The sequence below is a fragment of the Gordonia rubripertincta genome (assembly GCF_038024875.1).
Classification (GTDB): domain Bacteria; phylum Actinomycetota; class Actinomycetes; order Mycobacteriales; family Mycobacteriaceae; genus Gordonia; species Gordonia rubripertincta.
Genome location: NZ_CP136136.1, coordinates 3790160 through 3802229 on the forward strand (window position 1 = coordinate 3790160; position 12070 = coordinate 3802229).

Here is a 12070-nt window from a genome sequence, read left to right on the forward strand (position 1 = left end):
CTCGTGATACAGCTTGTCAAATGAGCAAGGCAGAACAGCGGGTCGACGACCACGATCTGGAGACACCCGACAACATTCAGGTCCGATTCGGGATCTCGTACGACGAGGACGACCCGAACGCGGCCAGTGCCGTGATGTCCATGCCGATGGAGCGGTACCGCAATCCGATCACCGGCGCGCCGACCGTGGGCCCGCTGGCCATACTCGTCGACGCTGCCGCGGGAATCGTGAACCATCATCGCCGTGGACCACATCAGTGGACGGTCTCCAGTGAACTGTCGCTCGAACTCAACCTCTCCGCAGTCGAGGATCTCGACGGCCTGGTGTCTGCGAGCGCGCACGTCCTGGGTTCGACGGGCTCCACCTCGCTGGGCATCTGCACTTTGACCCATCGCGGAACCGTGATCGGCGGGGGTACGGTGCGCTCTTTCTTCATCGACGCAGGTGACACCCTGTCTCCGCGGCCACAGGAAACCCTGGAGCGGACCGCCGCGACGACGATCGCCGACCTCATGGCGGTAAGCCCGCGATCAGCGGATGGCGGTCAAGTCCTGGTACAGAAGTCCGACCCCTGCCTGAACAATGACATCGGCATCGTGCACGGCGGTGTGGCGTCAGCCGGCCTCGAACTCGCTGCGTCTGCAGCGATCAACCACGGCCATATGGGTGAGCTGCAGACCGCCTCGCTGCGGGTGAACTTCCTCCGCCCCTTCATGGCAGGAGAGAATTCCCGATACGAGGGCACGGCGATCCGGGTGGGACGCAGCACCGCTGTGGGCGACGCGCGCGCAATCGGCGACGACGGAAAGGTCGCACTCGTCGCTCGAGTCACCGCATATCGCTGACGCCCCGGGCGCCAGTTGACATGGAGTACAGATCACCGCCTAGCAGTCTCGATGATGTGGCGAGACGGGACGTTTCCACCGGTCACAGATGATCTGACACCAGTCTTCCCAGGAGCAATGAATCTGGTCCAAGCTGCAGTTGAGCATCAAAATCGGCCCTGCGGGCGTACCGGCGCGAAGCGCATGGGCTTGCCATCGGACCTCGGCTGTAGTTATCTGACATAATCGTCAACAAATGATCACCGAACATAATTCTGGAGGACCACGATGGTCGCGGCATTCGAGGAAGCATCGGCAATAGTCAGCGGCGGCGCGGGAGGACTCGGCGAAGCCGCGGTGCGCCGACTCCACGCTGAGGGGATGGCCGTGGTCATCGCCGACCTCGCCGAGGAGAAGGGCGAGCAGCTCGCGAAGGAACTCGGCGAGCGAGCAGCGTTCGTCAAGACCGACGTCACCAGCGAAGCGAGCGTTCTCAGCGCCGTCGAGAAGGCGAACGAACTCGGGCAGCTGCGCTACGGCGTCGTTGCGCACGGCGGTTTCGGGGTGGCCCAACGAATGGTGCAACGCGACGGCTCACCCGCTGACCTCAGTGGGTTCACCAAGACGATCGATCTATACCTCACCGGCACATACAATGTGGCCCGATTGGTGGCCGCGTCTGTCGCCACAGCACCCGAGCTTGCGTCCGGCGGACGCGGAGCCCTGGTACTCACGGCGTCGATCGCAGGGTACGAGGGGCAGATCGGTCAGACGTCCTATGCGGCCGCGAAGGCGGGCGTGATCGGTCTGACCCTCGCCGCCGCGCGAGATCTGAGTTCGGTCGGGATCCGGGTCAACACCATTGCGCCCGGCACGATGAAGACTCCCATCATGGAGTCCGTCGGAGAAGAGGCCATCGCGAAGTTCTCGGCCAATGTGCCCTACCCGAAGCGGCTCGGCACACCCGAGGAGTTCGCCGATGCCGCGACGTTCCTCTTGACCAACGGGTACGTCAATGGCGAGGTACTGCGGCTCGACGGCGCTCAGAGGTTCCAACCCAAGTAGCGCGCGACATGACAACCGGCGATGATTCATCGGCCGCGACGGCCGTACTGTGTGTGGAGTGCCAGAACGGCGTGCTCGGACCCGACGCCGTGTTACCGGCACTCGCCGCCGACTCGACGATCTTGGTCGACACGCTCGCGCGTCTGCTCTGCACTGCGCGATCCAGTGGCATCCAGGTGATCCACGCGACGCACGAAGGCAACGTCGGCGCTCGAATACCCGGGACCGCACGCCTGTGGCGATCCCTGGGTCCCGCCACTGCCCACTGGGAGCATGGGACCCCCGAAACGCAGGTGGTGTCGGCGTTGTTCGACACGGTCGATCTCGTGGTCCCGCGCCATCACGGACTCTTTCCGACACTGGACACCGAACTGATCCCGGTGCTGCGTGGACACGGGATCGCGACGGTGGTTCTCGTCGGTGTATCCCTCAACGTCGCACTACCTTTCACTGCCGGGCACCTGTCGCAGTCAGGGTTCCGGGTGGTGGTGCCACGCGACGCGGTCGCCTGCACGCCACCTGAATACGCCGAGATGGCGCTGCGGCATTCGATCGCGATGGTTGCCGGTCTGACCACAACCGACAAGCTGATCACCCGCTGGTCGTCTCGCTGATTGCCCCCGGGACCACCAGCGATCACCTGGCACCAGGAGCACCGAAATGACTCTCGACGTCTGTCTGGCAGACCTCGTCTCGGACAACGCCAGACGGTTCGGCGACCAACCCGCGTACCTGGCCGACGGTCAGGTAAGGACGCACCGAGAACTCTATGAACGCGCCGACCGATTGACTGCGGCACTCGAGGCGCGGGGCCTCCGCCGCCAGGACCGGGTCGCCGTGTTCGGCCGCAATTCGATCCAGTTCGGCGAGGTCCTGGCCATGGGACAGGTCAGCGGCATAGTGGTGGCCACGGTCAACTTCCGGCTTGCCCCGGCCGAGGTCGTCGCTATCCTCGCGGACGCAGCGCCACGCGTGTTGTTCGTCGACGCGGACTGCTATGCATCGGTGGCGGAGTTGCTGCCAACCCTCGGCTGCATCGAGGTCATCGTCGCGCTCGATCCGCTGGCGGGTACGACACCTGACGACTGCGAGGACTACGAGGACTTCCTGGCGTCCGCCGACGGCCGTTCGCGAACCCTTTGTGCGCGACCCGACGACATCGCCTGCCTGATCTACACGAGCGGCACGACAGGAAAACCCAAGGGCTGCATGCTTGGACAGCGCGGGTTGCATCGTGTTGCGTTCACGACGAACAACGAGATGAGGACGGGCTCGTCCGATCGCGTGCTGCTGGTGATGCCGATGTTCCACATCGGCGCCATGGCGATCGGGCTCGCCCTCCACGCGCGCGGCGGCTGCTGTGTGCTGCGCAGGCAGTTCGAACCAGCTGACGCACTCCACGTCATCGCATCCGATGACATCACCGCCCTGCATCTCGCGCCGACGATGCTCCAGGCACTTCTGGAGGAAGCCGACAGCAGGACCGATCACCGCCTGACCGGGGTGCGCGTCGTGGTCTACTCCGCCGCGCCGATCACGAGTTCGACACTCGCCGCGGCCATGACGGCGATGCCTGACGCCGGTTTCACCAACATGTACGGCCAGACAGAGGTCATCACGTCGGGACTACCGTTCGAGTTCCACACCAGGGGCAACGGCGAACGGTCGGTCCGCCGACTGTCGTCGGTCGGCATACCCTTCCCGGGCAACAGGGTACGCATTGTCGACGACGACGGGGAAGATTTGCCGACCGGGACCGCCGGCGAGATCATCGTCCGCAGCGAGACCATGTTCCTCGGATACTGGAACAACTCGATCACCACCGCGGAGACGATCCGAGACGGCTGGTGTCATACGGGCGACATCGGGATCGTCGACCACGACGGTCTGCTGCACCTCGTCGACCGAAAGAAGGACGTCATCATCTCCGGCGGAGAAAACATCTACTCACTCGAGGTCGAGGATGCGATCAGCGCACATCCGGATGTGGCCGAGTGCGCCGTCGTCGGAGTTCAGGACAAGCGGTGGGGCGAAGCGGTTACGGCCGTGGTGGTCCTGCGATCGAACGCTCGGCTCACCCTCGAAGGACTGAGGGAATACCTTGCGCCGACCCTGGCCCGCTACAAATTGCCCAGGTCTCTCCGCTCCGTCGGTGAACTGCCCAAGCTTCCCACCGGAAAGCTGGACAAGAAGGCGCTGCGCGCGACTCTGACGTGAGCAGCGCGCATTCTGACGCAGCGCCCGAGTCCGCTGATCCGTATCCTCTCGATAAGTGCGAAATGATCTCCTGCGCCGGTAACCATCTCGGCGCACCGGCGCCATGCTCAGCGGGCAGCGAGCAACTCGGCCAGACGTTCCCGATGGTCCGCAGCGTCACCGAAGGTCACGGCCAGGGTGCGCGCCCGCCGGAGGAGCAGATGTGCGGGATGCTCCCACGTGTAGCCGGTGCCTCCGAGGATCTGGATCAGCAGTTCGGTTGCCAGAGGGCACTGTTCAGACGTCCATGCCTTGGCGATCGCGGCGGTGACGGCGAGCTCGTCCGGCCTGTCGTCGGCGGACGCTGCTGCGGCCGCGGTCGCGGCCCGTGAGCTCTCGACAATGGTGAGCATGTCCGCGCACAGGTGCTTGACGGCCTGGAAAGAACCGATCGGCCTCCCGAACTGCACTCGGGTTTGCGCGTACTCGACTGCCATGGTCATGGCTCGATCAGCCAACCCGGTCAGTTCAGCCGAAGCGGCCACCGCCCCGAGGTGTCCCAGACGCGCCACCAACTCGGTCTGATCTCCACCAAGCCGGATCGCCGGGGCGGCGTCGAACCGCACGCGAGCGATGGTGCGGGTCAGGTCGATTCCCTCATACGGCTCGATCGTGACCTGGTCGGCGTCCACCAGGAGAAGTGCGGTCTCCCCGTCCAGCGCGACGCTCACCACAAACGACCCCGCCAGCGTCGCATCGAGCACAAGCTCCTTGGCGCCGTTGAGCTGCCAACGGGTATCGACGCGCGTGGCCGTCACCGGCATGTCCGGGTCATCGTCGAGACACAGCGTCGCGATCAGCGAACCCGACGCCAGCCGGGACAAGAACGCTGCGCCCTCACCTGATTCCTTGATCGCGATGGTCGCCAGCACGGAGCTACTCAGGAACGGCTGGGCGAACAAGACCCGTGCGGTCTCCTCGAGAACGACGGCGGCCTCGGTCACGCCGAGGTCTTGTCCGCCCTCCGACACGGGTACGACCAGCCCGGGTAGACCGATCTCGCCCGACACCCGCGCCCACGTCGCGTCGTCGAGCTTGTCGCCGGCACCCACACGAGTCTCGGACGAGAGCGGCGGGTACACGGATTCGAGGAAATCGCGTACTGCCGAGCGCAGCTCGCGCCTTTCGGCCTGCGTTGTCACGGGCATCGACTCACTCCTTCGGCAAACCGAGCACGCGCTCGGCCATGATGTTCTTGAGGACCTGCGTGGTGCCACCGGCAATGGTCAACGCGCGCCCGGTCAGATACTGCTTCACGGGATCAGGGTCGCGACCGAGAACCCCGTTGACCCCCGCCAGCGCGAGACGGGTCTCGTCCACCCGTTGACCGGTCTCACTCCACAGCAGCTTGATCACTGTTTGTTCGGCTCCCGGTTGTTCCCCCTCAGCCACCCGGGCCAGCATCTGTTCGCCCATGTTGGCCGCGACGAAAGTCTCGATGTAGCGCCGCACGAGTTCGTCGCGCAACGACGGAGCAGTTGTCGTTGCCAGGCGATCGTGCACAAGCGCGACAACGTCGCCGTGTTGTCGACGGGCGAGAGCGGCGATCGCCGAGCGCTCGTGGCCCAGCGTGGTCATGGTGACACGCCACCCTTGATTCTCCGGGCCGAGCAGGTTCTCCACCGGCACAAGAACATCGGTGAAGAACACCTCGGCGAACTCCTCCTCGCCGTTGATCTGTCTGATCGGGCGGATGTCTATCCCGGGTGTCGACAGGTCAACCGTCAACGCCGAGATGCCCTTGTGCTTGGCCGCCTGCGGATCGGTCCGCACGAGCAACTCCATATGCGTGGCATGGGTACCGTTCGAGGTCCAGATCTTCTGACCGTTCACCACGAAATGAGCGCCGTCGCGCACAGCCTTGGTGCGCAGCGATGCGAGATCCGAACCGGCGTTCGGCTCGCTGAACCCCTGACACCACATCTCATCTCCGCTGAGGATCGCCGGCAGGTGGCTCTGTTGCTCCTCGTTGCCCCATGCGATGAGCGTCGGGCCGACATTGTTGATGCCGAGGACACCGGCGATGATCGGGAACCCCTCCGCGGCGAGCATCTCCTCGACCACCACCACCTCATGCGGCTCGAGTCCCCGGCCACCGTGTTCCTCAGGCCAGGCGGGCGCCGCCCATCGACCGGTGTTCAGCGTGCGCTGCCAGTCGACACGGGCAGCCCATTCCGAGATGTCGTCCCATCGCTCCCGGAAACCTGGCACCTCCGACGCGAGGAATGCGCCGAACTCTTCTGCAACCGACATCATTGTTCCTCTCAGCTCGAGATCATTGATATCACCAAATTGGTGACAACACCGTTAGAACCTCGCTACGATGCTTCATGTAGAGCAGTTCCGGTGACAGAAGTCCGACGCTCGCAGAGTATGTGAACACTCCACCAAGCCGAGTGCGAGTGGCTCGAAGACCATGCGACACCGGCGTCAGATCTTCTGTCGGCATTCCACACCGCCAACCCCGTGAACAGATTGCTCGTCGAGACAGTAACCGAAAGGACATGTGGTGACCGGAGTAATGGACGGCGTCAAGGTCGTCGAATTGGCGGGCTGGACATTTGTGCCGACAGCGGGCGCGGTGCTCGCCGATTGGGGCGCCGACGTCATCAAGGTGGAAGATCCGGTGACCGGCGATCCGCAACGCGGACTGTCGGTCGGTGCGGTGGGCGCGAAGGGCGCCAATGGTGTCAGTTTCATCATCGAGCAGCCCAACCGCGGAAAGCGCAGTCTCGGACTGGATGTGACGACCGAACGGGGGCGCGAGTTGTTACTCGAGCTCGTCGCGAAATCGGATGTCTTCCTGACCAGCATGTTGGCGGAACGATTGGAGAAGCTGCGCCTCACCGTCGAGGACCTCCGCGCCGCGAATCCGCAGATCATCATCGCGCGCGGCACCGGTTTCGGCGTGAAGGGTGCCGAGGCCAACAAGCCGGGCTTCGATGGCACGGCATACCTGTCACGAGGCGGAGTCGCCCACATGATCAAGGAACCCGACGCACCGTGGCCCCCCATGCAACGCCCCGCCTTCGGCGACATCATGGGCGGGTTCATGATCGCCTCTGGTATTGCAGGCGCCTTGTTCAAACGTGAACGGACCGGCGAGACGTCGATCGTCGACGTCTCACTTCTCGGTGCGGCGGCCTGGCACATCTCCCCGGATCTGGTGGCCACCGGCCTCCTGGGCGAGGAGAACCTGCCACGCTTCACCACCGACGACATGCCGAACCCGATCGTCAACTACTACAAGACTTCCGACGGACGCTTCGTCCAGCTGATGATGCTGCAGGCCGACCGGTTCTGGCCGGAGGTGTGCGAGCTCATCGAACGCCCCGAACTGATTGCCGACGAGCGCTTTGCCGATGCGGGTGCCCGATTCCAGAACCGCGTCGAGTGTGTGAACGAACTGCGCAAGGCCTTCGAGGCCCGACCGCTGGCGGAGTGGCGCGAGCGGATGGACAAGCTCAAGGGCGCATGGGCCGTCGTACAGACGCCCGGTGAGGTCCTCGAGGATCCACAGGTGATCGCCAACGGCTACATCCGCCCGGTCACCACTGCCGATGGCTCGGCCACCTATGGTCTGGTCGCGAACCCCGTCCAGTACGACGAGACGCCTCCCGATCTCACCCGTGCGCCGTCGGCCGGGGAACACACCGACGCCATTCTGCAGGAGGAACTGGGCCTCGACTGGGACGCTGTCATCGCGTTGAAGGTCGATTCGATAGTCACCTGAGTCCGCGCACGATCCCGTCGCGTTTGTCACCGCCCAGGAGGTCTTGATGCCACACGCCTCACACACGACCAACGTTCCCCCGCTGTCAGGTGTGCGCGTACTCGAGGATTCGCACACCCCGCAGGCGCGTCTCGCAGGCCTCCTGCTCGCGGACCTGGGGGCCGATGTCGTACGGGTGGTGATTCACGACGATTCGGCGAGCCCGTGCACCTGTTGCGGTGGGAATCCGGTCCACCACCGCGGAAAGCGCCGGGTGAACGTATCCGCCACTGAGATACCGGGTCTGGCGGAGAGCGCGGACATTTATCTCACTGATCGGCCGCCTGGCGATCTGCACGACCATGGGTGCTCTGCGGCCGCTATCGCCGATCGGGCCCCGGGATGCACCCACGTGTGGATGCCCACCTACGGTACGACGGGCCGTTGGGTCGATCAGTTGCCGCCCGACAACTTCTTGCTGGCCGCGCTCGGCGGTGTGGCGACGCATGGACCGTCGGCCGACGGCAGTCCGGTGGCCACCACAGTTGATCTGATCGCTCCCGTGCACGCCGCACTCGGTGCCACCGCCGCAGTCAGCGCGCTGGTCGGGCGGGCTCTCGGACGACACGGGGGCGCGGCTGTGGTGACCGGTCTGCACGCCGTATCCGTCTTGATGCTCACCATGATGGTCGATGGACTCGACAGCGAGGTGTTCAATCCCGGCAGTGCGCGCGGCCCGGTACCGAGTTGGCGTGGATACCAATGTGCCGACGGAGAATGGCTCTTCCTCGCCGCACTGACGTCACCCTTGTTCATCCGCGCCCTCGACGCGTTGGATCGCCTCGACATCCTCACTCTGCCGGGAGTGGATGGAGATCCGGATTCGATCCGGATCTCGCCCGCCGCCGCCACCGCTGCCGGCTCCGCCCTCGAACACCACTTCGCCACCGCCAGCCGCGATCAGTGGCTGCAGACTCTGCACGAGGCCGGCGTCCCGTGCGCGCCGACGGGCACCCGACAGGAGTGGCGAGAGAGTGAGTTGGTCACCGAACTCAGATCGTTCACCACCGCCGAGCATCCGGTTGTCGGCCGGATCGAGATGCCTACCATCCCACTCACCATGGACGGGAATACCTGGATTGCAGGCGGTTTCGACGACGAGGCCGCCCTGGCAACGCTCGGCTGGGACAAGCGGGGGGCTCGCAGCGCTGAACACCGGGACGACCTGCCTCTCGACGGTCTGCGAGTCGTGGACCTGGCGTCGTACCTGGCCGGCCCGACGGCTACGGCCGTTCTCGCCGAGATGGGCGCCGACGTGGTCAAAGTGGAGCAGGAAACCGGAGATCCCTATCGCGCCTTTTCGATCGCTTACCTCGCCTTGAATCAGCGCAAGAGGTGCATGTCACTCGACCTGCACCAGTCCGACGACCACGACCACTTCATCGAGCTGCTCCGAAAGTCCGACGTCCTCCTCGACAACCTACGCCCCGTTTCGGGTGCCGCACTGGGACTCGAGCCACAGGACGTCGCGCGGGCCAACGCGACCATCACCCATTGTTCGGTGACCGCATTCGGCACGACCCAGGCCGGCGCGCGTCTACCGGGGTTCGATCCGATAATCCAGTCGATGAGCGGGCTGGCGCTGGCGCAGGGTGGCGACGGGCCACCGGTCGTCAGCAACATCTCAGTGCACGACACCGCAACAGGTGTATTGAGCGCATTGGCGATCACAGCGGCCCTATACGCCCGGTTCAGCCGTACCGGACGCGGGTCGCGGATCGAGTCGTCACTCGCGCAGACAACAAGTTTCGCGCAGTTCGACGAGTTCACCAGTTATGCCGGCAGCCCCAACGCCGTGGTGGGCGGCGCGAACTTCGTCGGACCGTTCTTCGCTCGCAGTCTGCAGCGCTGCGCCGACGGCTGGGTGGCGTTCGCAGCGGCGGATCGCCGCAGCGATGCGCCCCTTGCCCATGCCCTCGGCATCGCCACGCCTTCCGACGCAGTGACTGCAGACATCTCCGACCGCACGGTGGACGACGCGATCCGCTGCGCCACCGACGCCGGCGTCGCCGCCTGCCCGGTGCTCGATCGCGAACGCGAGATGTTCGATGAGTTCCTGAGTGCCAACGATTTCACCCAGATCATCGACCACCACATCCACGGCCGGATGGCGGTGGTTGCCGGGTTCGTCAGGTGGGACTCCGGTACCCCGCGGCTCGCTGCATCGACCGAGCCCGGTACGCACACCGCGGAGGTTCTCGCGGAATTGGGTATCGTCGAACGCCTGCAGACATGAGCGTCTGAATATCTCTCGCCTCGGCGAAGCCGGGGTGACGTCGGGTCCGGTCAGGCGAGGAACCGGCACACAAGTTCCACAATGGCCTCGACAACGTGCTCACGATCCGGTGACGGCAGACGCTGGTGATCGACGACGGACCAGGAGCGCTCCAGCATCGCCATCACCGCGGTGCCCACCGCCTGTGGGTCCGCCTCCGATGCAGTCGCCGACGCATCGAGAACCGCTTGTCCCAATGCGGTCACGACGCGGCGTTGCGAACGTGCAACCGATTGTCTGAACCCGGCGTCCGGCGGTAGATCCCCTTCCGCGCGTAGGACAAAAGCGCCGCTTCGATCGAGGTACGCGAAGTAGCGAAGCACCCAGGACCGGACTGCCTCGCGTGATGGCTGACCACCCTCGTCGCGAAATGCACTCACCAGAGCCATCGCCTCGTGGCGGGTGGACGTGCCGAGTTCGATGAACAGCGCGGTCTTGTTCGCGAAATAGTAATAGAAATTCGCTCGCGTGACGTGCGCCTGCTCGGTGATGTCACCGATAGTTGTCCCGGAGAAGCCTTTTCGCGTGAAAACTGTTCGCGCCGCATCGAGGATGGCAAGTCTTGTTCGATCAGCTTTGGGGGTCTTCTCGGCCACGCCACCCTTCCTCGGTTCACCGCTGTCCGTCCCGACCACAGCGTCGGTACCCTCAGCCTACCGAGACGGCTCGGACCGGGATCTCGAGATCGCGTGGAACACACCCGCGGCCACGGAACGGCCGCCGACTTTCTCCGCAGGCTACAGGTCGAGAACGAGGCGTGAGGAACGCGAACGCGAAACGCACGGCATCATGGTGTCATTGAGGACTCGTTCCTCATCAGTGAGCAGGGAGTCGCGGTGTTCGGGCAGACCCCCGAGCACCGCGGTCTCGCACGTACCGCAGATGCCCTCCTCGCACGACGTGGGAATCGTAACGCCGACCGCTTCCAATGCTGCGACGATGGTGCGATCCGCGGGCACGTTGATGGTACGGCCCGACCGCGCGAGTTCGAGCTCGAATGCCTCATCCTCCGAGCCCTTCGGCGCGGCCCTCGGCATGAACCTCTCGACGTGGACGCCGATCCCCCGGGCGCCGCAGGCGACCGTCACGGCTTCCAGCAGCGGCGCCGGTCCGCAACAGTAGACGACCGATGCCTGCGGGTCATCGAGTTCGGCGAGAACCTCCCCGATGTCGATCGGGCCGAACTCGTCCTGGGGCCGAAGACGCACCCGGTCGCCGTGAACCGCCACGAGTTCCTCACGGAATGCCATCGACGACCTGCTGCGGCCGCCATAGGTCAAACTCCACCGCGCACTCCCGGACCCGACGGAGCGGATCATCGCACGGATCGGGGTGATCCCGATGCCGCCGGCGATGAACACATATGATGGCGCCGCCACGAGTGCGAAGTGATTTCGCGGTCCCTTCACGCGCAGCCGTTCACCCACCTCCAGTCGGTCGTGAACGTAGGCGGAGCCACCGCGACCCTGGTGTTTCTTCAGCACCGCGATCTCATATGTCGTCCGATCGCCGGGATCGCCGCAGAGCGAGTATTGCCGGATCACATCGGCCCCCACGGTGACGTCGATGTGCGATCCCGGGGTCCACGACGGCAGATCGTGGCCGTCACACGCGCGAAGTTCCAGACGAACGATACCGTCCGCGATCGTCTCCTTGTCGGCCACGACCATCGGCAGATCGTGTTCGCTGGGCGAATGAGCATGCATGGCAATCCTTCTCACCGAGCCAATTTTTTTGACAGTACCGTCAAAATATTGTTACGGTCAACTGCAACCGGACCGACGGGCGTTCGCCACCGAATGATGGCCACCAGCCCGCGGACTCGCCCGAAGGCACCACGCAGTGCTCGGTCGAATCGGCCGAGGCAAAGGAGGATTC

Annotated in this window: 10 protein-coding genes; 6 read left to right on the plus strand and 4 right to left on the minus strand. The window is 64.7% G+C overall.

Annotated features, from left to right (window positions below; genetic code table 11):
- The first annotated feature begins 20 nt into the window (after positions 1-20).
- The 4 genes from RVF83_RS17150 (at position 21) to RVF83_RS17165 (ending at position 4106) form a co-directional block, all read left to right on the plus strand.
- Positions 21-845 (plus strand): PaaI family thioesterase, encoded by an 825-nt coding sequence (locus tag RVF83_RS17150; RefSeq protein WP_005199140.1) that lies wholly within the window; start codon positions 21-23, stop codon positions 843-845.
- Positions 846-1112: 267 nt separating this feature from the next.
- Positions 1113-1889 (plus strand): SDR family oxidoreductase, encoded by a 777-nt coding sequence (locus RVF83_RS17155; protein ID WP_005199139.1) that lies wholly within the window; start codon positions 1113-1115, stop codon positions 1887-1889.
- Between the two features lie 8 nt (positions 1890-1897).
- Positions 1898-2503 carry a cysteine hydrolase gene (locus tag RVF83_RS17160; protein ID WP_005199138.1) on the plus strand — a complete coding sequence of 202 codons (606 nt, stop codon included), beginning with the start codon at positions 1898-1900 and terminating at the stop codon, positions 2501-2503.
- A gap of 46 nt (positions 2504-2549) precedes the next feature.
- Positions 2550-4106: an AMP-binding protein gene (locus RVF83_RS17165; RefSeq protein WP_005199137.1), complete on the plus strand. Its 1557-nt coding sequence runs from the start codon at positions 2550-2552 to the stop codon at positions 4104-4106.
- Positions 4107-4213: 107 nt separating this feature from the next.
- Here RVF83_RS17165 and RVF83_RS17170 read toward each other — a convergent pair whose 3' ends face one another.
- Positions 4214-5293 (minus strand): acyl-CoA dehydrogenase family protein, encoded by a 1080-nt coding sequence (locus tag RVF83_RS17170; RefSeq protein ID WP_005199136.1) that lies wholly within the window; start codon positions 5291-5293, stop codon positions 4214-4216.
- A 4-nt stretch (positions 5294-5297) separates the two neighbouring features.
- Complete coding sequence (locus tag RVF83_RS17175; protein ID WP_341261961.1) at positions 5298-6401, minus strand: acyl-CoA dehydrogenase family protein; 1104 nt, start codon at positions 6399-6401, stop codon at positions 5298-5300.
- A gap of 253 nt (positions 6402-6654) precedes the next feature.
- Here RVF83_RS17175 and RVF83_RS17180 point away from each other — a divergent pair, with 253 nt between their 5' ends.
- Both RVF83_RS17180 and RVF83_RS17185 read left to right on the plus strand, forming a co-directional pair.
- Positions 6655-7878, plus strand: coding sequence for a CaiB/BaiF CoA transferase family protein (locus tag RVF83_RS17180; protein WP_039880741.1), 1224 nt, complete (start codon positions 6655-6657; stop codon positions 7876-7878).
- 46 nt (positions 7879-7924) lie between these two features.
- Complete coding sequence (locus tag RVF83_RS17185) at positions 7925-10153, plus strand: CoA transferase (protein WP_083877551.1); 2229 nt, start codon at positions 7925-7927, stop codon at positions 10151-10153.
- 50 nt (positions 10154-10203) lie between these two features.
- Here the strand turns inward: RVF83_RS17185 and RVF83_RS17190 are convergent, their stop codons facing one another.
- Entirely contained in the window at positions 10204-10788 is a 585-nt protein-coding gene (locus RVF83_RS17190) for a TetR/AcrR family transcriptional regulator (protein WP_005199462.1), read from the minus strand.
- Between the two features lie 141 nt (positions 10789-10929).
- Positions 10930-11898: a PDR/VanB family oxidoreductase gene (locus RVF83_RS17195; protein WP_039880717.1), complete on the minus strand. Its 969-nt coding sequence runs from the start codon at positions 11896-11898 to the stop codon at positions 10930-10932.
- Positions 11899-12070 lie beyond the last annotated feature (172 nt).